This is a genomic window from Micromonospora sp. NPDC005205 (assembly GCF_040608275.1).
Taxonomy (GTDB): domain Bacteria; phylum Actinomycetota; class Actinomycetes; order Mycobacteriales; family Micromonosporaceae; genus Micromonospora.
Genome location: NZ_JBEXHV010000011.1, coordinates 118,296 through 145,087, shown reverse-complemented (window position 1 = coordinate 145,087; position 26,792 = coordinate 118,296). Strand labels below are relative to the sequence as shown.

Annotated in this window: 28 protein-coding genes; 13 read left to right on the top strand and 15 right to left on the bottom strand. The window is 71.6% G+C overall.

Annotation, left to right across the window (positions count from 1 at the left end):
• Positions 1-70: 70 nt before the first annotated feature.
• The 4 genes from ABZU43_RS20945 to ABZU43_RS20930 are packed head-to-tail and all read left to right on the top strand — an operon-like array spanning position 71 to position 3,484.
• Positions 71-1,783 (top strand): nitrite/sulfite reductase, encoded by a 1,713-nt coding sequence (locus ABZU43_RS20945; protein ID WP_355008153.1) that lies wholly within the window; start codon positions 71-73, stop codon positions 1,781-1,783.
• Positions 1,780-1,941, top strand: a complete 162-nt coding sequence (locus ABZU43_RS20940; RefSeq protein WP_165435836.1) for a hypothetical protein — start codon at positions 1,780-1,782, stop codon at positions 1,939-1,941. Before ABZU43_RS20945 ends, ABZU43_RS20940 begins: the two co-directional genes overlap by 4 nt.
• On the top strand, positions 1,938-2,699 hold the full coding sequence (locus tag ABZU43_RS20935; RefSeq protein WP_355008152.1) for a phosphoadenylyl-sulfate reductase: 762 nt from the start codon (positions 1,938-1,940) through the stop codon (positions 2,697-2,699). Before ABZU43_RS20940 ends, ABZU43_RS20935 begins: the two co-directional genes overlap by 4 nt.
• Entirely contained in the window at positions 2,696-3,484 is a 789-nt protein-coding gene (locus tag ABZU43_RS20930; RefSeq protein ID WP_355008241.1) for a CbiX/SirB N-terminal domain-containing protein, read from the top strand. Before ABZU43_RS20935 ends, ABZU43_RS20930 begins: the two co-directional genes overlap by 4 nt.
• Before the next feature lie 173 nt (positions 3,485-3,657).
• On the opposite strand, the gene ABZU43_RS20925 is transcribed toward ABZU43_RS20930, so the two are convergent.
• Positions 3,658-3,915, bottom strand: coding sequence for a WhiB family transcriptional regulator (locus ABZU43_RS20925; RefSeq protein WP_088950012.1), 258 nt, complete (start codon positions 3,913-3,915; stop codon positions 3,658-3,660).
• A 449-nt stretch (positions 3,916-4,364) separates the two neighbouring features.
• Entirely contained in the window at positions 4,365-5,315 is a 951-nt protein-coding gene (locus ABZU43_RS20920; protein ID WP_355008151.1) for a diacylglycerol kinase family protein, read from the bottom strand.
• A gap of 43 nt (positions 5,316-5,358) precedes the next feature.
• On the opposite strand from ABZU43_RS20920, the gene ABZU43_RS20915 reads away from it, so the two are divergent.
• Positions 5,359-5,748, top strand: a complete 390-nt coding sequence (locus tag ABZU43_RS20915; protein ID WP_355008150.1) for a hypothetical protein — start codon at positions 5,359-5,361, stop codon at positions 5,746-5,748.
• Between the two features lie 22 nt (positions 5,749-5,770).
• Here the strand turns inward: ABZU43_RS20915 and ABZU43_RS20910 are convergent, their stop codons facing one another.
• From ABZU43_RS20910 to sodN, 3 genes are read right to left on the bottom strand one after another with little or no spacing between them, the layout of a single operon-like run.
• Complete coding sequence (locus ABZU43_RS20910; RefSeq protein ID WP_355008149.1) at positions 5,771-6,178, bottom strand: ATP-binding protein; 408 nt, start codon at positions 6,176-6,178, stop codon at positions 5,771-5,773.
• Between the two features lie 24 nt (positions 6,179-6,202).
• Entirely contained in the window at positions 6,203-6,775 is a 573-nt protein-coding gene (locus ABZU43_RS20905; protein WP_355008148.1) for a GNAT family N-acetyltransferase, read from the bottom strand.
• Positions 6,772-7,176, bottom strand: coding sequence for a superoxide dismutase, Ni (gene sodN / locus ABZU43_RS20900; protein WP_030490383.1), 405 nt, complete (start codon positions 7,174-7,176; stop codon positions 6,772-6,774). Before sodN ends, ABZU43_RS20905 begins: the two co-directional genes overlap by 4 nt.
• An 84-nt stretch (positions 7,177-7,260) precedes the next feature.
• Here sodN and ABZU43_RS20895 point away from each other — a divergent pair, with 84 nt between their 5' ends.
• From ABZU43_RS20895 to ABZU43_RS20885, 3 genes are all read left to right on the top strand, one after another.
• Entirely contained in the window at positions 7,261-7,611 is a 351-nt protein-coding gene (locus tag ABZU43_RS20895; RefSeq protein WP_355008147.1) for a S24/S26 family peptidase, read from the top strand.
• A 145-nt stretch (positions 7,612-7,756) separates the two neighbouring features.
• On the top strand, positions 7,757-8,935 hold the full coding sequence (locus ABZU43_RS20890; protein WP_355008146.1) for an NADP-dependent malic enzyme: 1,179 nt from the start codon (positions 7,757-7,759) through the stop codon (positions 8,933-8,935).
• Positions 8,936-9,064: 129 nt separating this feature from the next.
• Positions 9,065-10,027 carry a zinc-binding dehydrogenase gene (locus ABZU43_RS20885; RefSeq protein WP_355008145.1) on the top strand — a complete coding sequence of 321 codons (963 nt, stop codon included), beginning with the start codon at positions 9,065-9,067 and terminating at the stop codon, positions 10,025-10,027.
• A 166-nt stretch (positions 10,028-10,193) separates the two neighbouring features.
• Here ABZU43_RS20885 and ABZU43_RS20880 read toward each other — a convergent pair whose 3' ends face one another.
• The 3 genes from ABZU43_RS20880 to ABZU43_RS20870 all read right to left on the bottom strand — a co-directional run bounded on the left by ABZU43_RS20880 (position 10,194) and on the right by ABZU43_RS20870 (position 12,697).
• Positions 10,194-11,159, bottom strand: a complete 966-nt coding sequence (locus tag ABZU43_RS20880) for a chlorophyllase (RefSeq protein ID WP_355008144.1) — start codon at positions 11,157-11,159, stop codon at positions 10,194-10,196.
• Between the two features lie 88 nt (positions 11,160-11,247).
• The gene (locus ABZU43_RS20875) at positions 11,248-11,772 is read right to left on the bottom strand and encodes an aminoglycoside adenylyltransferase (protein ID WP_355008143.1); all 525 of its coding nucleotides are present in this window, start codon (positions 11,770-11,772) and stop codon (positions 11,248-11,250) included.
• Positions 11,773-11,800: 28 nt separating this feature from the next.
• Positions 11,801-12,697: an alpha/beta hydrolase gene (locus ABZU43_RS20870; protein ID WP_355008142.1), complete on the bottom strand. Its 897-nt coding sequence runs from the start codon at positions 12,695-12,697 to the stop codon at positions 11,801-11,803.
• Between the two features lie 157 nt (positions 12,698-12,854).
• Here ABZU43_RS20870 and ABZU43_RS20865 point away from each other — a divergent pair, with 157 nt between their 5' ends.
• Positions 12,855-13,028: a hypothetical protein gene (locus ABZU43_RS20865; RefSeq protein ID WP_355008141.1), complete on the top strand. Its 174-nt coding sequence runs from the start codon at positions 12,855-12,857 to the stop codon at positions 13,026-13,028.
• A 117-nt stretch (positions 13,029-13,145) separates the two neighbouring features.
• Here ABZU43_RS20865 and ABZU43_RS20860 read toward each other — a convergent pair whose 3' ends face one another.
• From ABZU43_RS20860 to ABZU43_RS20830, 7 genes are all read right to left on the bottom strand, one after another.
• The gene (locus tag ABZU43_RS20860; protein WP_355008140.1) at positions 13,146-14,261 is read right to left on the bottom strand and encodes an acetate kinase; all 1,116 of its coding nucleotides are present in this window, start codon (positions 14,259-14,261) and stop codon (positions 13,146-13,148) included.
• Positions 14,258-16,327: a phosphate acetyltransferase gene (pta, locus tag ABZU43_RS20855; RefSeq protein ID WP_355008139.1), complete on the bottom strand. Its 2,070-nt coding sequence runs from the start codon at positions 16,325-16,327 to the stop codon at positions 14,258-14,260. The genes ABZU43_RS20860 and pta overlap by 4 nt, the downstream gene beginning before the upstream one ends.
• A gap of 92 nt (positions 16,328-16,419) precedes the next feature.
• Positions 16,420-16,605 (bottom strand): DUF6104 family protein, encoded by a 186-nt coding sequence (locus ABZU43_RS20850; RefSeq protein WP_355008138.1) that lies wholly within the window; start codon positions 16,603-16,605, stop codon positions 16,420-16,422.
• 136 nt (positions 16,606-16,741) lie between these two features.
• Complete coding sequence (locus ABZU43_RS20845; protein ID WP_355008137.1) at positions 16,742-20,509, bottom strand: multifunctional oxoglutarate decarboxylase/oxoglutarate dehydrogenase thiamine pyrophosphate-binding subunit/dihydrolipoyllysine-residue succinyltransferase subunit; 3,768 nt, start codon at positions 20,507-20,509, stop codon at positions 16,742-16,744.
• A gap of 274 nt (positions 20,510-20,783) precedes the next feature.
• Positions 20,784-21,596: an ABC transporter permease gene (locus ABZU43_RS20840; protein ID WP_355008136.1), complete on the bottom strand. Its 813-nt coding sequence runs from the start codon at positions 21,594-21,596 to the stop codon at positions 20,784-20,786.
• Entirely contained in the window at positions 21,593-22,528 is a 936-nt protein-coding gene (locus ABZU43_RS20835) for an ABC transporter ATP-binding protein (protein WP_355008135.1), read from the bottom strand. The genes ABZU43_RS20840 and ABZU43_RS20835 overlap by 4 nt, the downstream gene beginning before the upstream one ends.
• Positions 22,529-22,670: 142 nt before the next feature.
• Positions 22,671-23,318: a hypothetical protein gene (locus ABZU43_RS20830; RefSeq protein WP_355008134.1), complete on the bottom strand. Its 648-nt coding sequence runs from the start codon at positions 23,316-23,318 to the stop codon at positions 22,671-22,673.
• A gap of 149 nt (positions 23,319-23,467) precedes the next feature.
• Between ABZU43_RS20830 and ABZU43_RS20825 the strand changes: the two genes are divergently transcribed.
• The 4 genes from ABZU43_RS20825 to ABZU43_RS20810 all read left to right on the top strand — a co-directional run bounded on the left by ABZU43_RS20825 (position 23,468) and on the right by ABZU43_RS20810 (position 26,747).
• Positions 23,468-24,241 carry a GNAT family N-acyltransferase gene (locus ABZU43_RS20825; RefSeq protein ID WP_355008133.1) on the top strand — a complete coding sequence of 258 codons (774 nt, stop codon included), beginning with the start codon at positions 23,468-23,470 and terminating at the stop codon, positions 24,239-24,241.
• Positions 24,238-25,176, top strand: a complete 939-nt coding sequence (locus ABZU43_RS20820) for a lysophospholipid acyltransferase family protein (RefSeq protein WP_355008132.1) — start codon at positions 24,238-24,240, stop codon at positions 25,174-25,176. The genes ABZU43_RS20825 and ABZU43_RS20820 overlap by 4 nt, the downstream gene beginning before the upstream one ends.
• Before the next feature lie 138 nt (positions 25,177-25,314).
• Entirely contained in the window at positions 25,315-26,139 is an 825-nt protein-coding gene (locus ABZU43_RS20815) for a DUF4097 family beta strand repeat-containing protein (RefSeq protein WP_355008131.1), read from the top strand.
• Positions 26,136-26,747 (top strand): PadR family transcriptional regulator, encoded by a 612-nt coding sequence (locus ABZU43_RS20810; protein WP_355008130.1) that lies wholly within the window; start codon positions 26,136-26,138, stop codon positions 26,745-26,747. The genes ABZU43_RS20815 and ABZU43_RS20810 overlap by 4 nt, the downstream gene beginning before the upstream one ends.
• Positions 26,748-26,792 lie beyond the last annotated feature (45 nt).

Below are 26,792 nucleotides of genomic sequence, written 5' to 3'. Positions count from 1 at the left end.
GCCCGCTTCGCCGGGCCGGCCGCCGCGCCCCGCGTATCCCGAGGCACAGCAGACAACGGAGGACGCCGCGATGGCGGTCAGCAGCATCCCGGCCCGTTCCGAGGACCCGACGGCTCGTCCGACCCGAGCGCCGCGCCGGCCACGGGGTGAGGGTCAGTGGGCGCTCGGCCACCGCGAGCCGCTCAACCCCAACGAGCGGATCAAGAAGGACGACGACCCGCTCAACGTCCGGGCCCGCATCGAGACCATCTACGCGCACCGGGGCTTCGCCTCGATCGACCCGCAGGACCTGCGGGGCCGGTTCCGCTGGTGGGGCCTCTACACCCAGCGCAAGGCGGGCATCGACGGTGGGCGTACCGCAGTGCTGGAGCCGCACGAGCTGGAGGACGAGTTCTTCATGCTCCGAGTCCGCATCGACGGCGGGCAGCTCAGCCTCGCCCAGCTGCGGGTGATCGCGGACATCTCCCGGGAGTTCGCGCGGGACACCGCCGACATCACCGACCGGCAGAACATCCAGTACCACTGGATCCGGGTCGAGGACATGCCGGAGATCTGGCGTCGGCTGGAGTCGGTCGGTCTGCAGACCACCGAGGCGTGCGGCGACTGCCCGCGCATCGTGCTGGGCAGCCCGGTCGCCGGGGTGGCCCGCGACGAGCTGCTCGACCCGACCCCCGCGATCGACGAGATCGTCTCCCGGTACGTCGGCGACAAGCAGTTCTCCAACCTGCCCCGCAAGTTCAAGACGTCGATCTCCTGGCTGGTGGACACCCCGTACGAGTCGAACGACATCGCCTTCCTCGGCGTCGACCACCCGGAGCACGGGCCCGGTTTCGACGTCTGGGTCGGCGGGGGCCTCTCCACCAACCCGATGCTCGCCAAGCGCCTCGGCGTCTGGGTGCCGCTGGCCGAGGTACCGGACGTGTGGGCCGGGGTGGTTGGGATCTTCCGCGACTACGGCTACCGCCGGCTGCGCAACCGGGCCCGGTTGAAGTTCCTGGTGGCCGACTGGGGCGTGGAGCGCTTCCGTGAGGTCCTGGAGAAGGACTACCTCGGTCGTACGCTGCTCGACGGTCCGGCACCGGTCCTGCCGTCGAAGCCGGTCGACCACGTGGGCGTGCACGAGCAGGCCGACGGGCGGCACTACGTGGGCGCCGCTCCGGTGGTCGGGCGGGTCTCCGGCGCGCAGCTCAGCCAGCTGGCCGACGTGGTCGAGGCACACGGCAGCGACCGGGTGCGGCTCACCCCGTACCAGAAACTGCTGGTGCTCGACGTGCCGTCGGAGCGGACGGAGTCGCTGATCGACGGGCTGCGCGCTATCGGCCTGGAGGCCCGGCCGTCGGCCTGGCGGCGCGGCACGATGGCGTGCACCGGCATCGAGTACTGCAAGCTCGCCATCGTCGAGACGAAGGCCCGCGGCGAGGAGTTGGTGGCCCGGCTGGAGCAGCGGCTGCGCGACTTCGACGCGGACATCTCGATCCACATCAACGGGTGCCCGAACGCGTGCGCGCGTACCCAGGTGGCCGACATCGGGCTCAAGGGTCAACTGGTGGTCGGCCCGGACGGCCGACACGTCGAGGGCTTCCAGGTGCACCTGGGCGGCGGGCTGGGCATGGCCCAGGGGCAGACCGCCGGTTTCGGCCGCAAGCTTCGCGGCCTGAAGACCACCGCCGACGAACTTCCGGAGTACGTGGAACGGCTGGCCCTTCGCTACCTGGCCGGTCGGAGCGAGGGCGAGACGTTCGCCAACTGGGTGATCAGAGTCGACGAGGAGGAACTGCGGTGAGCAGCGAGAACCGAGCGGCACCCCTGTACTGCCCGTACTGCGGCGAGGAGGACCTGCGGCCGCACGAGGCGGGTCACGGCGCCTGGGAGTGCCACGCCTGCACCCGGGTCTTCTCGGTGAAGTTCACCGGGCTGCTGAGTCGGGCGGTGACCTCATGAGTCTCGTCTCGGCTGCGAACCTGCGCCTGGTGGGTCCGGGCGGCTCGACGTCGGCCGACCCGGCCCGGCGCGACCCGGACGAGCTGCGGGCCCTGGCCGAGCAGGCCGCTCGGGACCTGGAGGGCGCCCCGGCGCTGGAGATCGCCCGCTGGGCGGCGCAGACCTTCGGTGAGCGGTTCTGCGTGACCAGCTCGATGGCCGACGCCGTGCTGGCGCACCTGGTCTCCCGGGTGGCTCCCGGGGTGGACGTGGTCTTCCTCGACACCGGCCTGCACTTCCCCGAGACGCTGCGGGTACGCGACGAGGTCGCCCGGACGCTGCCGGTGAACGTCCGGTCGATCCGGCCCCGGCTCACCGTCGGGCAGCAGGACGGCCAGTACGGCCCCCGGCTGTTCAACAAGTCGCCGGACGACTGCTGCCAGTTGCGCAAGGTGGAGCCGCTGGAACGGGCGCTGACCGGGTACGACGCCTGGGCTGCCGGGCTGCGCCGGGACGAGTCGCCGAGCCGGGCCAACACACCGGTGGTGACCTTCGACGCGCGTCGGGGCAAGGTCAAGGTCAACCCGATCGCGGCCTGGTCGCAGCAGGATGTGGACTCCTACATCGCCCGTTACAACGTGCCGGTCAACGAGCTGTTCAAGCAGGGTTACGGGTCGATCGGCTGCTGGCCGTGCACCCGCCGTACGAAGGCCGGCGAGGACGCGCGGGCCGGCCGGTGGGCCATGTTCGAGAAGACCGAGTGCGGGCTGCACGTCTGACCTCCCCGGCGACGACCCCGACCGGCCTCGGTGCGGCCGGCGGGGCGGATCCGGTGGTGTTGGTCGCGCACGGCAGCCGTGATCCACGGGCGGCCGATGCCACCCGGGCGCTGGCTCGGGCGGTGTCGGCGGCCCGGCCGGGCACACCGGTGTTGGCGAGTTGGCTGGACCACACCGAGCCGGGGCCGACCGAGGTGCTGCGCGACCTGGCCGTGGCCGGTCACCGCCGGGCGGTGCTGGTGCCGCTGCTGCTGACCGCCGCGTACCACCATCGGGTGGACATCCCGGCGGCGGTCGCCGCGGCGGCGCGGTCCGGGCCACCGCTGTCGGTACGGGTCACCGATGTGCTCGGGCCGGCGGACGACACGCCCGATCCTGGGCTGCTGGCCGGGCTGTGTCGGCGGCTGGGCGAGACGCGTGAGGGCCGCTTCAACGCGTTGGTGCTGGCTGCGGCGGGCACCCGGGACGCGCGGGCGCGACGGTCGGTGGGCCGGGTCGCTGATGCGCTCGGTGTGGAGTTCGGGGTGCCCTGCCGGGTGGCGTACGCCTCGGCGGCTCCACCGGCTGCCGGTGTGGCGGTGTCCCGGTTGCGGGCGTCCGGCGCGCGCCGCGTCGCGGTGTCCGCGTACTTCCTGGCGCCGGGGCTGTTCCATGACGCGGTGACCGAGGCGGCCGGGGCGGCGGGTGCGGTGGCGGTCGCCGCGCCGTTGACCGACGCGCCCGAGCTGGTCGAGTTGGTGCTGCGTCGGGTCGACGACCGGCCCGCGCTGGCGTCCACGGGCTGACCCGTGCCGGCCGGCCGTCCACGGGCTGACCCGTGCCGGCCGGCCGTCCACGGGCTGACCCGTGCCGGCCGGCACTGTGGGATCCACGGTGCCGACACTGTGTGATCCGGTGCCGGACGGCAGAACGCCCCGGCGGGCGAACCCACCGGGGCGTACAGCTGTGTCGTTGGGGATCAGGCGGAGTGAGCGCGCAGCACCCGGAGACCGCCGCGCCGCTTGACGGCGCGCCGCTCTTCCTCGCTCATTCCGCCCCAGACGCCGGCGTCCTGACCAGACTCGAGTGCCCACTGAAGGCACTGGTCGGTCACGGAGCAGCGCCTGCAGACGGCCTTGGCCTGCTCGACCTGCAGGAGAGCCGGACCGGACGTCCCGATCGGGAAGAACAGCTCGGGGTCCTCGTCGCGGCAGACACTATGGTGACGCCAGTCCATGGCGGCAACACTCCTCATTCTGGATGGGTGGCGAACAATTGCTTGTCGTGCTTTTCCTATATGCATCCGCAGTGCCGATGGTGACAGTTAGCGTCTGTCCATTCGGCAGTGCGTGAGCAGGCGTTCAGCGCCGGGGACCTGCTGGAACAGCTCAACCTGACGAGCATATCCAGGCAATGTCCCGGTAACTCAAGTTCGCTTGTGAATACTTTCACGAACAGTCGCGATGTCAAGGGTGACGCTCGGAAAAACTCCGGGCGGTGAGCAAGCCCACAACCTATTTGTCCGGGTTCCAGCGCTTTCCTGGTTACCCGCCGTGCCACAGTCGAGGATCAATATAGTACAGTCCGCGTGACATTGCTGACATTTCCGGCACCTGCTCCTCGGTGTGGCGGCGACCAAGTCGATCGGTTGTGGCCACCGTGTCGACCAAGGGCAGTACCCGAGACCTAGCAGATTACTCTCAGTGCGGCGGGAACGGAGGTGAATCTGACTTTCTCCCGCTCGCCGAGATAGTCCCCGTCCAGCTGGAATGCCTGCGGACGGCCTGAGACCAGCGTGAACTCCGGCGTGTCATGGAGTCGTAACACCTGCCGACCGCGTGGATCCGGTTGCCGGGACAGGAACTGCGTCACTGTCCGTGTTGTGCTAGCCACCCGGAGCTGACGCAACGCCAGCACATCGAGCCCGAGATCGAACGACGCCGCCGGGTTCGGGTTGACCTCCCGGTCGCCCAGGTACGTCCACGGTGCCGTGTTCTGGATGATGACGGTGGCCAGCTCGGCCTCCGCCGGCTCGCCCGGACGCTCCAGGACGATCGCCGGGTGCCGGCGGTCCGAGGCGAAGAAGTACTGATTCATGATCGAACGCAGATAGAGCGACGGCGTCGAGACCCGACCCTTCCGCCGGGCCTGCTCCACCCGGTGGATCACCGCGGCGTCCAGGCCGAAGCCGGCGCAGAAGGTGAAGTAGCGGTCGTCGGCGAGGCCCAGCCCCACCGTCCGGCTCCGGCCCAGCCGCAGCCCTTCCAGGATCATGCTGGTCGCCTCCGGCCATTCCCGGGGCAGACCCACCGCGCGGGCGAACACGTTGGTCGAGCCACCGGGGACGGTCGCCAGCGCGGGCAGCCGCTCGGCCATCGGCGCGTCGTCGGCGCGAGTCGGCGGTTCGGCCGTCATCAGGCCGTTCACCACCTCGTTCACTGTGCCGTCGCCACCCAGGGTGACGACCAGGTCGACGCCCTCAGCGGCTGCCTCCCGGGCCAGCGCCACGGCGTGCCCACGCCGACGGGTGTAGCGCACACTGAGATCGACTTCGCTGCGCAGCGCCCGGACGAGCACGTCCCGGCTGCGTTCGCTGGTGGTGGTGGCCTTTGGATTGACCACCAGGACGGCCCGCATGGGCGGCACTGTACCTCCCGGCAGCCCGGGTATCGTGGCGCGCGTGACCATCGACTCGGCCCCGATCCCCGTCACGCTCCGCTGGGCGGTCCGGCTGCTGTGGGCGGAGGCCGCCGTCGTCGGGCTGATCGCCGTCTGGCTGGTCTGGGCCGACCTCACCGCCACCCGCACCGACCTGCTGGCGGCACTGCTGGTGACCGTGTTCGCCGTCGGGGCGGCCGTCGCGCTCTGGGCCCTGGGTCGGGCGCTGCTACGGCGTCAGGCGGGCGCACGAGCCCCCGCGATCGTGCTTCAGCTGATGCTGCTGCCGATCGGGTGGTTCATGATCCAGGCCGGCCTGGGCTGGCTGGGCGTGCCGCTGATGGTGTTCGGCCTGGGCGTGGCCTGGCTGTTGATCTGCCCACCGACGACCCGCGCCCTCGGCTTCGAGTGACCGCGCCAGTGCGTCGGACCGGTCAGTAGCCGCCGGAGCGACGGGTGAGCAGCGCGATAGTGGCCCGATCGCCGGCGGAGGTGGCGGACGCCGAGGTGGTCAGCGCGGTGAGCACCTTCCAGGCGAAGGACGACTCGGCGGGCAGGGTGGCACCGCGCACCGTCGGCACCGTCACCTCGACCGTCAGCGCGTCGTCGGTGACCGCGAAGCGGCACTCCAACTCGGCGTCGCGGGTGGCGATGGCGAGCAGCATGGCGCACGCCTCGTCGACAGCGATCCGCAGATCCTCGATCTCGTCGAGCGCGAACTGCAACCGGGCCGCGAGACCCGCGGTGGCGGTGCGGAGCACGCCGAGGTAACCGCCGTCGGCAGGCACCGTGAGGTGCACCACGTCGTCGTCGGTCGCTGGTTGGCCAGTCAGTTGAGTCACGCCTCATCCCCCCGGTCGGGGACTCTACCCGGTCGGTCGCCCATTACGCGTGCCGGCGGTGGTGGCTTGCTCGGCCAGCTCGCGGAGCGCGGTGCCGCTGAGCCGGTAGGCAACCCACTCGCTCATCTGTTCGGCGCCGATCGAAGCGTAGAAGCCGGCAGCCGGATTCCAATCGATCATCTGCCACTCCAACCGCTGGTAGCCCCGCCGTACGCAGATGTCGGCCAGCGCGGCGAGCAGCAGTCGACCCGCTCCGGTGCCCCGGGCGGGCGGCCGGACGTAGAGGTCCTCCAGGTGGATGCCGTGCACGCCGGCCCAGGTGGAGAAGTTGAGGAACCACAGCGCGAAGCCGACCGGCTCGTCGTGCTCGTCGACCGCGACGTGACCGAAGAGCGCCGCAGCGGTCGTACCACCGCTGCGGCTCGGCGCGCCGCTACCCGGAGCAGCCGCGAAGAGCGCCGAGGTCAGCTGCTCGTTGGTGAGGTGGCACTGCTCCGGGGCGCGTTCGTACTCGGCCAACTCGTGCACCATGGCGACGACGGCCGGCACGTCCTCGGGACGTACCGGCCGGATCGTCGGAATGACCGGGGAGGTCACGCCTTCTTGGTCTCCCAGAAGATCTTCGAGATCTCGTCGATCTTCGCGAGCAGCTTGTCGGCGGTGGCCGGGTCGAGGCTGCCCTTGACGCCGCCGGCGCCGGCGAGCTTGGTGGCCTCGTTGAACAGGCTGTGCAGGTTCGGGTACTTCTCGAAGTGCGGCGGCTTGAAGTAGTCGGTCCACAGCACCCAGAGGTGGTGCTTGACCAGCTCGGCGCGCTGCTCCTTGATGATGACGGCGCGGGTGCGGAACTCCGGGTCGGTGTTCGACTGGTACTTCTCGCAGATCATTTTGACCGACTCGGCCTCGATCCGGGCCTGTGCCGGGTCGTAGACACCGCACGGCAGGTCGCAGTGAGCGCTCGCGGTGACGCGGGGCGCAAGGATGCGCGGAAGTCGCATCAGGATCCTCCATGGGAAGTTTGCGATGATCAAAGGCGACATTACTCCTGGGAATGCTCCCCGAACCGGGTGGAGGTGAAACCAGTGGCCGCCGATCACCCGGCTGAGGTGCCCCGGTTGCGGAGGCCGCTGACCGCCGTCCTGGTGATCGGCCCGTCCATGGCCCCGACTCTGCGCCACGGTGACGCGGTGCTGGTTCGTCCCGGTGGCCGCCCGATCCGAGCCGGCGACGTGGTGGTCGCGGTCTTCCGGACCCGGCCCGATCTGCTGGTGGTGAAGCGTGCGGTCCGACCGCAGGACGGCGGCTGGTGGCTACGCGGCGACAACGACCTGATCACCGATGACTCCCGGGCGTACGGGGTGGCCGACGTACGTGGACGGGTGGTGGCCCGCTACTGGCCGCGCCCCGGACGGGTGCCTCGTCGTCAGTTATGACCCTGCTCACATCCGGAGGGTGGTGTCGACACTATGCTCGGAAAGTGCCCGGGTGACCCCCCGCACCGCGTGCCACCGCTCGCCGCCCACCTCGCGGCGGGGCAGGCCGCCTCACATCTGCTCGACAGATCCTGGAGTCACCACCATGTCTTCGTCCACCGTGGACCCCGCTGATCCCGTCTTCCTGCTGCACCGGGGCGGCAAGATGGCCGTCACCTCGACCGTGCCGCTCACCAGCCGGGAGGACCTCTCCCTGGCGTACACCCCGGGGGTGGCCCGGGTGTGTGAGGCGATCGCCGCCGACCCCGCCCTGGTGGACGACTACACCTGGGTGTCGCACACGGTAGCGGTGGTCACCGACGGCTCGGCGGTGCTCGGGCTGGGCAACATCGGCCCCCGGGCCGCGCTGCCGGTGATGGAGGGCAAGGCGGTGCTGTTCAAGCAGTTCGCCGGGGTGGACGCGGTGCCGGTGTGCCTGGACACCCAGGACGTGGACGAGATCGTCGCGGTGGTGCGGGCACTGGCGCCCTCGTTCGGTGGGATCAATCTGGAGGACATCAGCGCGCCCCGCTGCTTCGAGATCGAGCGTCGGCTCGACGAGGCGCTGGACATCCCGGTCTTCCACGACGACCAGCACGGCACCGCCATCGTGGTGCTGGCCGCGCTGCGCAACGCCGCGATGTTGCTCGACCGCAAGCTCGGTGACCTGCGGGTGGCGGTGAGCGGCGCGGGCGCGGCCGGCGTGGCCGTGACGAAGATGCTGATCGCCGGGGGCGTCAACCCCGACCAGGTGGTGGTCTGCGACTCCAAGGGAATCATCGGCCGGCACCGCACTGAACTGACCGGCACCAAGGCCGAGCTGGCGGCGAGCACCAACGCCGACGGCCGCCACGGCGACATCACCGAGGCGCTACGCGGCGCGGACGTGCTGATCGGGGTCTCCGGCGGGCAGATCCCCGAGGCCGCAGTGGCTCAGATGGCGCCCGGCGGGATCGTGTTCGCGCTGGCGAACCCGACTCCCGAGGTGCACCCCGAGGTGGCCGCCCGGCACGTCGCGGTGGTCGCCACCGGGCGCAGCGACTACCCCAACCAGATCAACAACGTGCTGGCCTTCCCCGGGGTGTTCCGCGGCGCGCTGGATGCCGGTGCCACCCGGATCACCGAGGCCATGAAGGTCGCCGCCGCGGACGCCATCGCCGGTGTGGTGGCGGAGTCCCTGACCGCCGACGCCATCGTTCCGTCCCCGCTCGACCCGCGTGTCGCGCCGGCAGTGGCCGAGGCGGTCGCCGAAGCCGCCCGCCGCGACGGCGTCGCCCGCCGGTAAACCGCACGCGTAGGCCCGGGGCGCCTCGGCGCCGCCCGGTAACCGCAGGCGTGGGCCAGGGGCGCTCCGGCCCCGCAGGCGCCGCTGGCCCACGCGCACGGCTTCTTAACGAGCGCTCAGCTTGTTACCGTGCCGATCATGCGTGCTGCCTTTGCCTCCCGTTTCGACGACGCCGATCCGCTCGCCGCGCTCACCGTCGGCGAGCGGCCCGAGCCGACCCCGCCGGCCGACGACTGGGTGACCGTGCAGTTGCGGGCCACCTCGCTCAACCACCACGACCTCTGGTCGCTGCGCGGGGTCGGTCTCACCGAGGCCCAGCTACCGATGATCCTCGGCTGCGACGCGGTCGGGCTGGACCCGGAGGGACGCCCGGTGGTCGTGTACCCCGTGGTCGTCACGCCGGGTGACCCGCGCGGGGTTTCCATCCTCTCCGAGCACTTTGCCGGGACGCTCGCCGAGCGGGTGGTCGTACCCCGGTCGAATCTGATCCCGCTGCCCGACGGCATGGCGGCGACCGACGCGGCGTGCCTGCCCACGGCCTGGCTGACCGCGTGGCGGATGCTGACCACCAAGGGACGCGTCGCGGACGCCGACAGCGTGCTGGTCCAGGGCGCGGGCGGCGGCGTCGCCACCGCGGCCGTCGCACTCGCCGTCGCGATGGGCAAGCGGGTGTACGCGACCAGCCGCGACGCCGTCAAGCGGGACCGGATCTCGGCCCTCGGCGCCACCGCCTTCGAGCCGGGTGCCCGGCTGCCGGAGCGGGTCGACGTGGTGATCGAGACGGTCGGCGCGGCCACCTTCGACCATTCGCTGAAGTCGGCCGCGCCGATGGCCCGGATCGTGGTCTCCGGCGCGACAGCCGGGCACGAACCGTCGGTCAACCTGCGCCGGGTCTTCGCCATGCAGCTGGAGATCCTGGGCACCTCGATGGGCACGCCCGGCGAGCTGTACGAGCTGCTGGCTTTCTGCTCGGACAACGAGGTGCGCCCGGTGGTGGACAGCGTCATCCCGTTCAGCCGGGTCGAGGACGCCTTCGCCCGCCTGCACTCCGGCGACGCCTTCGGCAAGGTCGTCATCGACCACACCGCCTGACGCCCGGCCCTGCGGCCTTCACGTCAAGATCCGCGCAACATCGGGGAAACTGCTGCCTCCCGGGTGTCCCGAGGCGGCAACATCCCCGATGTTGCGCAGATCTTGGGCGCGGGCGCGGGCGCGGGCGCGGCGGAGCGCTCGCGGCGCGGGCGCGTCGGGCGCGCGGTCAGAGGTGGTCGTCGAAGGTGGCGATGTCGCCGCGCGTCGCGTCGGTGGAGATGCGCTTCTTGGCATCCGCGTCTCCGTAGAGCGACCAGCGCAGGAACTCGATCGACGTGTCCGACACCACCCGCAGCGCGGCCTTGTCCTTGAGCATCGTCCGCCCATGGTCGCCCTTGGGCAGGCTCAGCATCGCCTTCGGCCAGGGCACCTTGTCGTACGCGGCCCGGCCCGCCGCGTACTCGACCACCTCGTCCAACTCGCCGTGCACGAACAGTTGCGGTGCGGCGGCACCGGCGAACGCGGTGCCCACGCCCAGCGCCGTGCCCGCGAACACCACACCCGCGTCCAGCCGCTTGTCCCGGCTCGCGGTGAACAGGCCGATGGTGGTCACCCCGCCCGCCGAGTGCCCGGCTGCGGCCACCCGCTCGCCGTCCAGCCGCCCGCGCAACGCGTCGCCGGTCTTGCCGTCCAGCGCCAGCACCTGGTCCAGCGCGTACGACACGTCGGCGGGTTGGTTGAGCACGTCGAGGACGTTGTTGTCCGCGCCCCGCGAGGTGTGCGGGAACGTGGGCGCGGCCACCACGAAACCCGCCGCCGCCCAGCGGGTCAGCAGCGTGGCGTAGTCGTCCGGTCGCCCACCCAGGCCGTGACTGAACATCACCACCGGGAACCGGCCCTCTGCCGCCGTCGCCGACCGCTTGGCCGCGCCGCCGGACTGCCCGGCCGCCGGGTACCAGAGCGTCGTCGGCAGCGCGCGGCCGTCCCGGTTCAGCTTGAGCTGGCGTACGCCGACCGCGAAGGCACGCTGCGGGGCCTTGCCGGCGGGAACCTGCGGTGTGGGCGTGGCGGCGGGCGGTGGTTCGACGGGCGCCTGCTGGCTCTCGGTCTTTCTGGCGTCCGCCGAGCAGCCGACCAGACCGGCCATGAGCACGGCGCTGGCCAGCAGGGCGGGGGTGACGCGACGTGGCATGAATCCGATTGTGCCTCGCCCCGCTGACGTGCCCGGTGGACTTCGACGCGGTGTGCCCGTCGACTCACCCACCGTTTCCGGGGAAGCGTCACGGAGCCGAGGCGAGTTGGCGCAGCCGGGCCAGGTCGTCGGCGTCCTTCGGGCGGCGGGGACGTTCCGGCATCCAGACCGGGTACATCTGCTTGAACTCGATCTGGGCCGCCACCGAGATGGTCGGCGCGCACAGCGGGCCGATCCGGCCGGGTGGGGCGTCCAGCATCCCGGCCGGCAGCGGAGTGCCGGTCCAGGACCCGGCGCCCACCGTCGGTCGGCCGGCGGCGTCGCGACCCAGGTACGCGAAGCTGACCTCCACGTCGGCGGCGAACAGGTCGAGCTGCGACTCCACGGGCATCCTCGGGTCGGGAAGCCAGCCCCGGGCCAGCAGCAGGCCGGCCAGCCGGTCGGCGTCGCCGCGCCAGCAGTACCAGTCGACGTCGACGTGCGGGCGGGTCACCGCGCCGAGCTGGAAGTCCATCGCCCAGCCGCCGCGCAGCCACACCGGGATGCCGTCCGCACCGGTCACCTCGATGACCTCGGCGATGCTCGCCAACTGCCGGCGCGCAAGCTCGTCCACCGGACGACCGTACCGGTGTCGGTCGGGGTCAGTGGGCCGGGCGGGACTCGTAACGGGTCAGGGTGGGGGAGTGGGCGTCGGCGGGGAGGCGGGCAGCGGCGGCCCGGTCGCCGTAGAGGGTCCAGCGCAGGAAGTCGGTGGTGGTGGCGAGGACCGGGGCGAAGCCCGGGTGGTCCGGCGCGAGGTACGCGCCGTGGTCCCCGCCGAGCAGGCTGAGGAACGCGGCCGGCCCGGGGGTGCGCGCGTACGCGGCCCGGCCGACCGTCACCGGCACCACCGGGTCGGCGGTGCCGTGCACGAAGAGCACCGGCGCTGCCGGTCCGGCGAAGCTGCCCGGCAGCCCACCGCCGGCGATCACGATCCCGGCGCGTAGCCGGGCCGGGTGGCCCTCGCTGAACATGCCGGAGGTGGTGAAGCCGCCCGCCGAGTGCCCGGCGGCGGCGACCGAGGTCAGGTCGAGGTGCCCGGCGAGGGGATCGACAGGGCTCCGGTCGAGGTCGCCCAGATACCGGATCAGTCGCCAGGCGTCGGCCGGCTGGTGGCGTACGTCGGCCCGGGTGAAGTGGGCGGCACCCTGTCGGGTGTGCGGATACGCGGGTGCGGCCACCACGAAACCGGCCGCCGCCCAGCGGGTGGTCAGGCCGGCGTGCAGCTCGGGTCGGCTGCCCAGCCCGTGGCTGTAGATCACCACCGGGAACCGTCCGGCCGCCACCTGACCGGTCGACGCCGGGTACCAGATCGTCACCGGCAGAGGGCGCGCCGAGCGCGGATCGAGGGTGAGCGTATGCACGCCGACGGCGTACGACCCCTCGGGCGCCCGACGCGCCGACGCCGGCCCGGTGGCCCCGCCAGCCACGGCGGTGGCCGGCGCACAACCGGTCAGCAGCGCTGTCACCAGTGCGGCCATCAGCCGGCCCGCCCCCATCGTTCCACGGTAGGTGCCTGGGTGGGCGTAGCGTCCCCGCCGTCCGGCTCGGGTGCACCCGCCACCCGGTCGGGTCGCCTCCGCCGGCCGGGTCCACCCCTGGGACGCAGCGGGCCGGGGACGGTGCGGCGTGACCAGCTTCGCTAGGGTCACCGACATGCCTGAGAACTACACGGACCCCAGCGGCAACACCGAGGCGTTCCGCGCCTTCAACCAGACGCCGGAGACTGCGACGCCGACGGAGGCTCCGTCCCGCCTGCCGCTCATCATCGGCGCGGCAGTGGTCGTCGTGGTGCTGGTGGCACTCGTCGCCTGGCTGGCGACCGGCTGACCGAACCGCCTGGCTGGCGACCGGCTGATCGAGCCGCCTGGCTGGCCCCGGCACTGAATGGGCTTCACCGACTCGCGCGCACCCTCGGGCCTCCCGGGGGTGCGCGCCTCAGTGGTGTCAGGCTGCCCCGACCACGTCCCGGGTCTGCCGGGCGATTTCCCGCTCCTCGTCGGTGCGGATGACGCAGACGCTCACCTCGGCGCCGTCGGGCGAGATGAACCGGTCGCCCTCGCCGTCGTTGCGGGCGTCGTCCACAGTGATGCCGAGCCGGCCCAGGCCGGCCAGCGCGGCGGCCCGCACCGGCGCGGCGTGCTCGCCGACCCCGGCGGTGAAGGTGATCGCGTCGACCCGGCCGAGCAGCGCGTAGTACGCCCCGACGTACTCGGTGATGCGCCGGCAGTACACGTCGAAGGCCAGCGCCGCCGCCCGGTCACCGGCGGCCCGGCGTTCGAGCACCTCGCGCATGTCGTTGACGCCGGTCAGCCCGAGCAGGCCGCTGCGGTGGTTGAGCAGGTCGTCGATGTCGTCCACCGACAGCCCGCCCTCCCGGCGCAGATGGAAGATCACGGTCGGGTCCACGTCGCCGCTGCGGGTGCCCATCACCAGCCCCTGCAACGGGGACATGCCCATCGAGGTGGCGACGCTGCGGCCGTTCGCCACCGCGCAGGCGCTGGCCCCGTTGCCCAGGTGCAGGGTGATCGTGTTGACCTGCTCGTACGGGCGGCCCAGCAGCTCGGCGGTGCGCCGGGACACGTACGCGTGTGAGGTGCCGTGGAAGCCGTACCGGCGGATGTCGTACCGCTCGGCGGTGTCCCGGTCGATCGCGTACGTCGCGGCGGCCTCCGGCAGGGTGTGGTGGAACGCGGTGTCGAAGACGGCGACCTGCCCGACGTCCGGCAGCGCCGCGCGGGCCACCTCGATGCCGGCCAGGTTGGCCGGGTTGTGCAGCGGGGCGAGCGGCACCAGATCCTTGATCGCGGCCAGCACCGCGTCGTCGACGAGCACCGGCGCGCTGAACCTCCGGCCACCGTGCACCACCCGGTGTCCGACCGCCGTCAGCCCGGTCAGGTCCAGCCCGTCCAGGATCTGCCGGACCGCCTCGGCGTGGTCCGCCGGGCCGCCACCGGGCTCACCGATCCGCTCGACGGTGCCGTGGTCGATTGCCTGGTCCCCGTCGTAGCGGCGCCACTTCACCGACGACGACCCGCAGTTGAGCACCAGCACCCGACTCACGACGCCTCCTCGGTGGCCGCCTGGATGGCGGTGATCGCCACGGTGTTGACGATGTCCGGAACCGTGGCACCCCGCGACAGGTCGTTCACCGGCCGCCGCAGGCCCTGCATGACCGGTCCGACGGCGACCGCCCCGGCCGAGCGCTGCACCGCCTTGTACGTGTTGTTGCCGGTGTTCAGGTCCGGGAAGATGAAGACCGTGGCGTGCCCCGCGACGGGGCTGTCGGGCAGCTTCGTGGCCGCCACCGCCGGGTCGATCGCCGCGTCGTACTGGATGGGCCCCTCGACCAGCAGGTCGGGCCGGCGCTGCCGGACCAGCGCGGTTGCCGCGGCGACCTTCTCCACGTCGGCGCCCGCGCCGGAGCTGCCGGTCGAGTACGACAGCATGGCCACCCGGGGTTCGATCCCGAACCGGGCGGCGGTGTCGGCCGACGAGATCGCGATGTCGGCGAGCTGGGCCGCGTCCGGGTCGCGGTTGACCGCGCAGTCCCCGTAGACCAGCACCCGGTCGGCGAGCAGCATGAAGAAGACGCTGGAGGCCACCGAGACGTCCGGCAGCGTACGGATGATCTCGAACGCCGGCCGGATGGTCGCGGCGGTGGTGTGGGTGGCGCCGGAGACCATGCCGTCGGCTCGGCCGGTGGCCACCATGAGCGTGCCGAAGTAGTTCGGCTGCGCGACGATGTCGTGCGCCAACTCGGCGGTGACGCCGCGGTGGGCGCGCAGCCGGGCGTACTCGGCGGCGAAGTCGTCGCGCCACTCGCTGGCCCCCGGGTCGACGACCCGCACGGCGCCGAGGTCGATGCCCAACTCCCGGGTGCGTCGGACGATGTCGTCCGGCCGGCCGAGCACCGTCAGCTCGGCCACTCCACGCCGTAGCAGGATCTCCGCCGCGCGCAGGACCCGCTCGTCGGTGCCCTCCGGCAGCACCAGGTGCCGGGGCTTCGAGCGGGCACGGTCGATCAGCTCGTTCTCGAACATCAGTGGGGTGACCCGCGCCGACCGGCTGACCCGCAGCCGACGGGCCAGGTCGTCGGTGTCCACACAGCGCTCGAACGCGCCGAGCGCGGCCTCCACCTTGCGGGGATTGGTAGCGCTGGGCCGGCCCTCGATGCGACTGGACGCGGCCACCGTGTCGTAACTGTCGCTGCGCACGGAGAGCACCGCCAAGCCGGTGTTGAGCCCCTCCACCAGCCGCATGACCCTGGGGTCGGGCTGCTCGCCGAGGGTGAGCACCAGTCCGGCCACCGACACCTGTCCGGCCACGTGCGCGGCGCTCGCGGCGACGAGCAGGTCGGCCCGGTCCCCGGGGGTGATCACCAGGGCGCCCTCGGTGAGGTGGCCCAGCAGGGTCGGCACGTGTGCCGCGCCGACCACGAAGTCCAGCACGTCGCGACCGAGCGCGGCGTCGTCCCCGGCCAGCAGGGTGGCGCCGAGGGCCGTCGCCACTTCGGCAACCGTCGGCGCGGACACGCTCGGCACCTCGGGGATGGCGTACGCGGGGACCGGCAGCTCGGGCAGCGTCATCGGCTCGGTGACCCGGTTGGCGATCACCGCGAGCACCGTCGCGCCGAGGTCGGCCAGATCGTGGTACGCCCCCCGCATCGCCGACGCGACAGCCGCCGGCTCCTGCCCGAAGCCGTCCACGACCGGCACCACCACGCTGCCGAACTCGGTGGCCAGCCGGGCGTTGAAGGCCAGCTCCCGGGGGTGGGCCGGGTCGCCCGGCTCGTCGAAGTCACTGCCCACCACGACCACCGCCGGGCACTGCCGCTCCACCGCCCGGTAGCGCTCGACGATGGCGGAGATGAGCTGCTCCCGTCGGCCGTTTGCGACCAGTGCCGAAGCCTCGGCGTAGCTCGCCCCGGCCAGTTCGGACAGCGGCACCTCGACCCGGTAGCGCTCGCTCAGCAGGGCGAGGATCGGGTCCTTGCCGCTGTCGGCCACCAACGGTCGGAACACGCCGATCCGCCCGACCTGGCGGGACAGTAACTCCGCCAACCCGAGGGCGATCGTCGACTTACCCCCGCCGGACCCCACGCTGGTCAGGTAAACACTCCGAGCCACGTTCCCACCCCCTGCCCGTTGATCAAGAAGTTTGCGTCAGCCCCGGCCCCCATCGTGACCGAAATTTCTTGATCACCGGGTGCGGAACGGGGTCAGGCGTCTTCGTCGTCGGGGTCCTCCAGGCGGGCGAGGTAGGTGGCCAGGCGTTCGATGGGAGTTTCGAAGTCGGGGTTGAGGTCGACGAAGTCGCGCAGCCGCTCGCCGAGCCACTCCAGGGTCACCTGCTCCTCGCCCCGGCGCTCGACCAGCTCCTCAATGCCACGGTCGGTGAAGTACATGGGTACGTCCTCGTGCTCGGCCCGGCGCGGGCCGGGCGGGTGGTGGGTGAATGGTCAACCGGCTGGCGGGACCTACGAGAGCCGGGGTAAGACCGTGGTGAAACGGCCCTACCCCGGCTTCCGTGCTCAGGTCAGGTCACGGGCGGGGGAGAGCCGCCTCGATCAGCGCGTTCTGCTCGACCTCGTGGGTCTTGGCCGAGCCGACCGCCGGAGCAGCGGCGGCCGGACGGGAGATCCGCCGCAGCCGAACGTCCGTGAGGTGCTCCAGCAGGTTGAGCGCGACGAACGACCAGCCACCCTGGTTGGCCGGCTCCTCCTGCACCCAGGCGAAGTCCTCGGCGTTCGGGAACTGCGCGAGGGCGGCCCGGATCTCCTCCACCGGCAGCGGGTACAGCTGCTCCAGCCGGAGGATCGCTGTGTCGGTGACGCCGCGCTCCTGCCGGGCCTGGAACAGGTCGTAGTAGACCTTGCCGGAGCAGAGCAGAACCCGCTTCACCGCCTCCGGTGCCGGGGCGGCCGTGTCGCGCAGCACCGGCTGGAAGGTGCCGGTGGTGAAGTCCTCCACCGACGAGACGCAGAGCTTGTGCCGCAGCAGCGACTTCGGCGTGAACACCACCAGCGGCTTGCGCTTGGGCGACAGGGCCTGGCGGCGCAGCAGGTGGAAGTAGTTCGCCGGGGTCGTCGGGATGGACACCCGCATGTTGTCCTCGGCGCACATCTGCAGGAACCGCTCGGGCCGGCCGGAGGTGTGGTCCGGGCCCTGACCCTCGTGGCCGTGCGGCAGCAGCAGGGTGATGGCGGAGCGCTGACCCCACTTCACCTCACCGGACGAGATGAACTCGTCGATCACCGACTGGGCGCCGTTGACGAAGTCGCCGAACTGAGCCTCCCAGGCGACGAGGGCGTTGATGTTCTCCACCGAGTAGCCGTACTCGAAGCCCATCGCCGCGTACTCGCTGAGCAGCGAGTCGTGCACGAAGAACCGGGAGCGGTCGCCATCGCCGGTGAGCGACTTCAGCGGCAGGTAGTCGTCGCCGGTGCGGGAGTCGACCACGGAGGCGTGCCGCTGGACGAACGTGCCGCGGCGGGAGTCCTGCCCGGCGAGCCGGACGGTGACCCCGTCGTGCAGCAGCGCCCCGAGCGCGATGATCTCGCCGAAGCCCCAGTCGATGTTGCCCTCGACGGACATCTTGGCCCGCCGGTCCAGCAGCTGCTGGATCCGCTTGTGCGGGGTGAAGCCCTCCGGCAGGTTGATGTGCGCCTCGCCGATGGCCTTGACCACTGACGCGTCGGTGGCGGTGTCGACCTGCGGCTCCGGCTCCTCCTCGCGGCGCGGCCGGTTGAGCTGGCGCGGTGCCGAGGCGGCGTCCCGGGTGGCCTTGAAGACCTTCTCCAGCTGCGCCTGGTAGTCGCGCAGCAGCTCCTCCGCGTCCTCCACGGTGATGTCACCGCGACCGATGAGCTCCTCGGTGTAGAGCTTGCGGACCGAGCGCTTCGAATCAATGATTTTGTACATCTGTGGGTTGGACATCGACGGGTCGTCGCCCTCGTTGTGCCCGCGCCGGCGGTAGCAGACCATGTCGATCACGACGTCCTTGTTGAACGTCTGCCGGTATTCGAATGCCAGCCGGGCCACCCGGACCACTGCCTCCGGGTCGTCGCCGTTGACGTGGAAGATCGGCGCCTGGATCATCCGGGCCACGTCGGTGCTGTAGAGGCTGGACCGGCTGTACTCCGGTGCGGTGGTGAAGCCGACCTGGTTGTTCACCACGACGTGCACGGTGCCACCGGTGCGGTAGCCGCGCAGCTGGGACAGGTTGAGCGTCTCGGCGACCACGCCCTGCCCGGCGAAGGCGGCGTCACCGTGCACCGCCAGCGGCAGCACGGTGTAGCCCTCCAGCTTGAGGTCGATCCGGTCCTGCTTGGCCCGGACGATGCCCTCCAGCACCGGGTCGACGGCCTCCAGGTGCGACGGGTTGGCCACCACCGACACCTTGACCGCGTGCTCGCCGCCCGGGGTGGTGAACTTGCCGTTCTGACCCAGGTGGTACTTCACGTCGCCGGAGCCCTGCGTCGAGCGCGGGTCCAGGTGACCCTCGAACTCCGAGAAGATCTTCTCGTACGGCTTGCCGACGATGTTGGCCAGCACGTTGAGCCGACCCCGGTGGGCCATGCCGATGACGACCTCGTCCAGCCCGTTCTCGGCCGAGGATTCCAGCACCTCGCCGAGCAGCGGGATCAGCGACTCGCCGCCCTCCAGCGAGAAGCGCTTCTGGCCGACGTACTTCGTCTGCAGGAAGGTCTCGAACGCCTCGGCGGCGTTGAGCCGGTTGAGCACGTGCTTCTGCTCGTCCGCGGACGGCTTCTCGTACTTGCGCTCGATCCGTTCCTGGACCCAGCGACGCTCCTCCGGGTCCTGGATGTGCATGTACTCGATGCCGACCCGGCGGCAGTACGAGTCGCGCAGCACACCGAGGATCTCGCGCAGCTTCATCCGCTGCCGGCCGGCGAAGCCGTTGACCGGGAACTCGCGGTCCAGGTCCCACAGGGTGAGCCCGTGCTGGAGGACGTCCAGGTCGGGGTGCTTGCGGATCTTGAATTCCAGCGGGTCGGTGTCGGCCATCAGGTGACCGCGCACCCGGTAGGCGTGGATCAGCTCGTGCACCCGGGCGGTCTTGTTGATCTGACCCTCGGAGTTGACAGCGACATCGCGCATCCAGCGCACCGGCTCGTACGGGATGCGCAGCGCGGTGAAGATCTGGTCGTAGAAGCCGTGCTCGCCCAGGATCAGCTCGTGCATCACCTTGAGGAACTCGCCAGACTGCGCGCCCTGGATGATCCGGTGGTCGTACGTGCTGGTCAGCGTGATGATCTTGCTGACCGCCAGCTCGGCGAGGGTGGCCTCGGACATCCCCTGGTAGGGGGCCGGGTACTCCATCGCGCCGACGCCGATGATCGCGCTCTGCCCCTGCATGAGCCGCGGCATCGAGTGCACGGTGCCGATGCCACCCGGGTTGGTCAGCGAGATGGTGGTGCCGGAGTAGTCCTCCATGGTCAGCTCGTTGCGCCGCGCCCGTCGGACCACGTCCTCGTACGCCTGCCAGAACTGCCGGAAGTCCATCTGCTCGCAGCCCTTGATGGAGGGGACCACCAGGTTGCGGCTGCCGTCCGGCTTGGCGAGGTCGATCGCGATGCCGAGGTTGACGTGTGCCGGGCGGAGCACCGCGGGCTTGCCGTTGGCCTCGGTGAAGGAGTTGTTCATCTCGGGGTGCTGGACCAGCGCGCGCACCATCGCGTAGCCGACCAGGTGGGTGAAGCTGACCTTGCCGCCCCGCCCACGGGCGAGGTGGTTGTTGATCACGATGCGGTTGTCCACCAGCAGCTTCGCCGGGACCGCGCGAACGCTGGTCGCGGTGGGCACGCTCAGCGAGGCGTCCATGTTCTGGACGATCTTCGCGGCGACGCCCCGCAACGGCGTGGTCTGCGGGCCGTCGGCGGTCGGCGCGGCGGCCTTGGCGGCCGGCTTGGCCGCAGCGGCCTTCTCCGGCGCCTTGTCCGGCGCGGCCTTCGGCGTGGCCGGGGCGGAGGGCTTGGCCGGCGCCGGCTGGGCGGCGGCCGACTTGCTCGTGGTCGCCGGCTTGGCCGGGGCGCTCGGCTGGGCGACGGTGGCGGCTGCCTCCGGCTGACCGTCCGGCTCCGGGGCGGCGGCCGGCTTGTCCGACGACTCGGCGCCGCGCGGGGTGCCCGCTCCCGGTGCCGGTCGGTAGTCGGCGAAGAAGTCGTGCCAGGCCGAATCAACGCTCGATGGGTCGGCGAGGTAACGCTGGTACATCTCCTCGACGATCCACTCATTCGGGCCGAAACCCGCCAGTGGGTTCTCCTGCGAAGTCTGCTGGGTCGACACGGCCGGTAATCGCCTCTTTCACGCGGGTTTGTGTGGCACGCGGTGGGTCCGCCGCGCCCGATGAGGAGCACGGACTAGACGTATCCCAGGCTACGCCGTACCGATCCCGCAGGCATTTCCGCCTCGGTCCCGTGGCCGGTTTCACAGAAGATGCCAGAAGTTCAGCAACGCCTGCGCACACCGTGTCGAACTGGTAACACCAGGGGCTGGACGCCGAGCGGACGCCCGACCCCGGAACGGCCAGCTCGTTGCCGCCCCGGGGTCGCAGACGCCGTCAGGCGATGTCGCGCCGTCGGGTGAGCAGGATTCCGACGACTCCGCTGACCAGCGCGTAGCCGATCAGCACCAGGGCCCCGACCCACCAGGACGGGGTGAACTCCGAGGTGCCCTCCGTGATCATGACCTGGGATGCCACAGCGGGCCAGACCACCTGCCATTTGAGCACCGCCTCGCTGTCGAGGAGGTTCGACAGGAGCAGGAAGAGCAGACCCACCACCTGGGTGCCGATCAGGTAGAGCACCGCCGCCGTGATCACCGCTCCGAGCTGGTTGGTGATCAGCGTGCCGATGCCCACCCCGAGGATCGTCCAGATGGCGTAGGCCAGCAGGTTGAACAGCAGCGCCCGCTGCACCGGCCACTCACCGAGCTGAGTGCCGTAGTCGTTCGCGGACAGGAAGATCGCGCCAGCGGCCAGGTCGATCAGCGTGGTGGCCAGCCAGAACATGAAGCCGAGCAGGCTGGCGGCGACGAGCTTGCTGACGATGACCGACGTTCGCCGGGGGGTCGTCAGGAACGTCGTGGTCGCGGTCTGGTGGAAGAACTCGTTGGTGACCATCAGGATGCCGATGAGCATCACGAACATCAGCCCGAGGTACTGGCCCGACGTGTAGAGGTTCGCCGCCTGCGCCGGCGCGGTCGCCTGCTCGGGGCTGACGCCGATGTTCTCGGCGTCACCGCCGAGCGCCGTGACGGCCAACCACGCGTTGATCGCGAACGCCAGGGCGATCGAGAGGAGCGCGCCGATAGCCAGCCACCACCAGGTGCTGGTGGTACGGATCTTGAGTAGCTCCGATCGGACCAGGTTCATCGGATGCCCGCCTTTCCGGCCGTCAGCTCCAGGAAGACCCGTTCCAGATCGGGCCGTTCGGTGGTCAGTTCGTGCAGCTCGACCCCGGCGGCGAGAGCGGATCGACCGATCGTCGGGGCGTCCACCCCGCCGACCAGCAGCACACCCTGCTCGTCGGTCTCGACGGTCGCCGACTGCGCCTTCAGGGCGGCGGTCAACACCTCGGCCTGCGGGGTGCGGACCCGGACCCTGGCGCCCTGGGCCATCGACCCGAGCACCTGGTCGACCGGACCCTGCCGGACCAACTGCCCGGCCGCGATGATCACCACGTCGTCGGCGAGCAACTGCATCTCCGACAGCAGGTGGCTGGAGACCAGCACCGTACGACCCTCGTGGGCGAGGTTCTTGAGGAACCCACGCATCCACCGGATGCCCTCCGGGTCCAGCCCGTTGGCCGGCTCATCGAGGATCAGCACGCGGGGGTCACCGAGCATCGCGGCGGCGATGCCGAGCCGCTGCTTCATGCCCAGCGAGTAACCCTTGAACTTGCGCTTCGCCGCCGGGGTCAGCCCGACCAGGGCCAACGCCTCGTCGGCCCGCTGCCTGGGCAGCCCGGCCGCCGCGCAGATGACCCGCAGGTGGTTGATGCCGGTGCGGCCCTTGTGCGCGCTGGAAGCCTCCAGCACCGCCCCGACCTGCCGCAGCGGGGTGGCCAGGTCGGTGTACCGCTGGCCGCTGATGGTGGCCGTGCCGGCGGTCGGCGTGACCAGGTTGAGCAGCATGCGCAGCGTGGTGGTCTTGCCTGCGCCGTTCGGGCCGAGGAAGCCGGTCACCCGTCCCGGCGCCACTGTGAAGGACAGGTTGTTCACCGCCCGGACGTTCTTGTACTGCTTCGTCAGACCGGACACCACGATCTGACCGTCGCTGGTGGGGCTTCGCTGCCCGTCAGTCATCGTTCTCCTCCCGTGTGTGGCGTAGAGGTACGCCGTGGCACAGCGTGACGGCCCGTGGCAACAAGGTCAATCAGGCGCGGTCGGTACGTCTGCCTCCGTCGCGGGGCGGAGGCGACTCATCCCTGCGGACTACGGCCCGGGTTCAGCGGGCGATCCAGGTTGCCCGCGCCGCGCCGAGCAACGACCCGTCCGGGCCGTACAGGCTGGTGTGCACGAGCGCCTTGCGCCCATCGACGCGCAGCAACGCCCCGGTCACCACACACTCGTCGCCCGGCCCGGGCAGCGCCGCGACCACGGCGGCGATCCGGCCCAGCAGGTACGGGCGGCCCGGCGCGAGCACCGCCCAACCACCGGGACAGTCCAGCGCAGCCCAGACCGTTGCCGCGCCGACCTGGGCGGGCGCGCGGAACGGGGCGGCGGTCCGCCCGTCCGGCAGTCGGCCGGGGAAGATCCGCAGCCCGTCGGCCCGCTGCGGCCCGCAGACGTAACAGGTGGGGAACGGATGCTCGACCAGGCCGGGGTATCGGGCCGCGGCGGCGACCGCCGTCTCCAGGTCGACAGGGGGTACGACGGCGTCGATCACCCCGGCCGGGCGTACCTCGGCCACCAGCTCGCCGGCCGGGTCCCGAACCTCGCCGTCGACAAGGGTCAGCTCGGTCTCCAGCGGTGGTGGCCGGCGCAGCGTCACCTCGACCGGCCCGCCGCCGCCCGCCTCGGCGGCGAAGATCCCCGCGCTCCAGCCGCCGTTGCCGGAACCGGCGGGCCCGTTGTAGCGGGTTTCGATGCGCATTGTCGGCCTCCGGTGGAACGTGCCGGCGTCGTCGCCGGGCCGTATCGCAGCCTCGCACGATCGCGGTGAGAGCCATCTGCCGGCCGGCGTTCATCCTGCCGACACCAGTGGTCCCCGTGAATGGCAACCCGGGCCCTTACACAGATCCCATGGCCGTTCTGCATGCCGCTGGCGCACCCCTGAAGACCAGCGGATACACCCTGCTGATCGCCGACGACCCCACCCAGGTCGCGGCCGCGCAACGCCTGCGCCACGAGGTGTTCGCCACCGAGCTCGGCGCCACCCTCCTTCCCGGCGAGGCCGGGTTGGACGTGGACCCCTTCGACGCGTACTGCGACCACCTGATCGTCCGCGAGGACAGCACCGGCGCGGTGGTCGGCACGTACCGGCTGCTGCCGCCGGGGCGCACCAGCCGGCGCTACGCCGAGGACGAGTTCGACCTGAGGCCGCTCGACCCGCTCCGCGACGACCTGGTCGAGGCGGGCCGGTCCTGCGTGCACCCGGACCACCGCTCCGGCGCGGTGATCAACCTGATGTGGGCCGGCATCATCCGGTACCTGCACCTACGCGGCTCCCACTGGCTCGGCGGCTGCGCGTCGGTGCCGGTGGCTGACGGCGGGCGGACGGTGGCCGAGGTGTGGACCCAGGCCCGGGCCCGGCACCTGTCGCCGCCGCCGCTGCGGGTCCGCCCGTTGCGACCCTGGTTCACCGAGCCGGCTGCCGCCGTCCCGGTCGCCGGTGCCCCGGCCGGGCGGGTGGCGGTTCCGCCGCTGCTGCGTGGCTACCTCCGGCTCGGCGCGTGGATCTGCGGCGAGCCGTCCTACGACAGCGACTTCGGGTGCGCGGACTTCTACGTCCTCTTCTCCCTGGACCGGATGAACCCTCGCTACCTGCGGCACTTCCTGGGCGGTGAGCAGCGGTGAGCGCCGTGCCGCTCGACCTGTGGCGGCCCTCCTCGGGCTGCGACGACGACTGCCTGCCAGCGGCCGGCGAGGTGCCCACGGTGCCGCTGGCCCGCCGGGTGCTCCGGCTGGTCGCCGTGCTCGGCATGCTGCTGGCCGGGATTCCGGTGGTGGCGCTGCTGCCGGTGCTCCCCACTCCGGAACGGCAGGCGCTGGTCAGTGGCTGGGCGCGGACCACGGTGCGCGCCTTCGGCGTCCGCCTCGTGGTCCGGGGTCGGTTGCCCCGGCGGCGCGCGCTGCTGGTCGCGAACCATGCCTCCTGGCTGGACATCCTGGCAGTGCTGGCGGTCGCGCCCACCCGGATGGTGGCGAAACGGGAGATCCGCTCCTGGCCGGTGGTTGGTCTGCTGGCCGCGGCGGCGGGCACGGTCTTCGTGGACCGCGCCCGGCCGTTGGCGCTGCCGAGGACCGTCGCCCGGGTCGCCGACGCGCTGCGCGCAGGGCGGTCGGTGGCGGTCTTCCCGGAGGGTACGACGTGGTGTGCCGGGAACGGTGCCACCGACTGCCGCCCCGGCGGTGGGTTCCGGCCCGCGACGTTCCAGGCGGCCATCGACACGGGAAGCCCGGTGGTCCCGCTGCGGCTCACCTACAGCTGTGCGGCCACCGGGTCGACCACCACGGCAGCGGCCTTCCTCGGCGCGGACACCCTGCTGCGATCGGTGGCACGGGTGGTGGCGGCGCGGGAGCTGGTGGTCTCGGTGACGATCGCCGCCGCGCTGCACCCGGCCCGTGACGCCGACCGGCGGTTGCTGGCCCGGGCCGCCGAGTCGGCCGTACACCTGGTGCCCACGGCGGGTGCCGTGGCGCGGGCCCGGCTGCGGCCGGTCCCGACGGCGACCCAGGCCGTTTCCGTGCCACCGCCCGCCACGGGCAGCGACCTGGACCTGGCTGCCTAGGGGAGGTACGCCTGCCGCCCCCGCCCCTACCGCCTCGGCGGCGCGAGAGTCGCCACAGTCTTGTGGTGTCGCGATGTATCGCGTTACAGTCTCCTTCTGTTCGGCGTGCCTTCCGCGCGTCGTCGAGAGGGGGACGCCATGGCCGGTTGGACGGTCGAGAGCCCGCAACGGCTCACAGTGGACGCTCCGGTCGTCCGGCTGGACGTTCGACTGATCAGTGGGCGGCTCAACGTGGTCGCCACCGACGGGCCGACCCGGATCGACGTGACCCAGGTCGGCCGTCGGCCGGTCCTGATCGACCACACCGACGGTCGGCTCAGCGTCCGCCAGGAGCGTGGTCGGGGCTGGCCCGACGTCCTGCGCTGGTTCCGGATGATCCACCGCTATCCCCGGGTGGACGTCTCCATCGCCGTGCCCGCCGACGTCCTCGCCGATCTGGGCCTGGTCGCGGGCTCGCTGGTCGCCTCCGGCCTGCGTCGGCAGACCACCGCCCACGTCGTCGCCGGCCAGATCACCCTGATGGGGTTGCGCGGCAGCACCTCGGCGAAGCTCACCTCGGGCCCGGTGGAGGCGCTCGGCGTCCGCGGTGATCTCACAGTGGAGACGATCTCCGGGGAGGTGATCCTCGCCGAGAGCGCCGCCGACCGGGTGCGGGCCCAGACCGTCTCCGGCGCCATCACCTGCGATCTGGACAACCCCCGGGGCAGTGAGATCCGGTTGACCACCATCTCGGGCAGCATCACCGTCCGGGTCCGCGCGGACAGCGACCTCGCCGTCCAGTTGAACACCGCCTCCGGCCGGATCACCAGCGGCTTTCCGCAGCTGCACAGCTCGACGTTCCCGCTGCCCAGCAGCGAGGGGGTGCTCGGCGCCGGCGACGGTAAGCTCTGGGCTTCCGCGACCTCGGGGAGCATCGCCCTGCTCGCCCGAGCCGTCGACGACGATGGAGAGGAGCTGCCGTGACCGCCGTGTTCAGCCACGGGCGGCTCCGGCTCTACCTGCTCAAGCTCCTCGACGACGGCCCGAAGCACGGCTACGAGCTGATCCGCCTCCTGGAGGACCGCTTCCTCGGTCTGTACGCGCCCAGCGCCGGCACCATCTACCCCCGCCTGCAACGGCTGGAGGTCGAGGGTCTGGTCAGCCACACGGCGGCCGGGGGCCGCAAGACGTACGACATCACCGACGCTGGCCGGGCGGAGCTGCGCCAGCGGGCCGGTGAGCTGACAGCGCTGGAAACGGACATCGCGGCCTCCGTGGCGGACCTCTCCAGCCTGGCCGGCGAGATCCGCAGCGAGGTACGAGGATCGGCACGCGACCTCAAGCGGGAGTTGAGCGAGGCCACCCGGCAGACCCGGCGGGCCCGGTGGGAGGCGCCCGCACCGCCGCCCAGGCCGGCGTCGACCGGCGGGCCGCAGGCCGAGCTGTTCGACGAGCTCGATCAGCGGCTGGCCGCGTTCACCGCCGAGGTGGGCCGGCTGATGCGCGCCCGACAGTTCAGCGACACCCAGCTGCGCACCGCGATCCGGCTGCTCGACGGCGCCCTGGACGGGTTGCGTCGCCTGCTGCGCTGACCGGCGTCGTCGGCCGGTCGGCGACTCACAGCCTTTTTGCAGGAA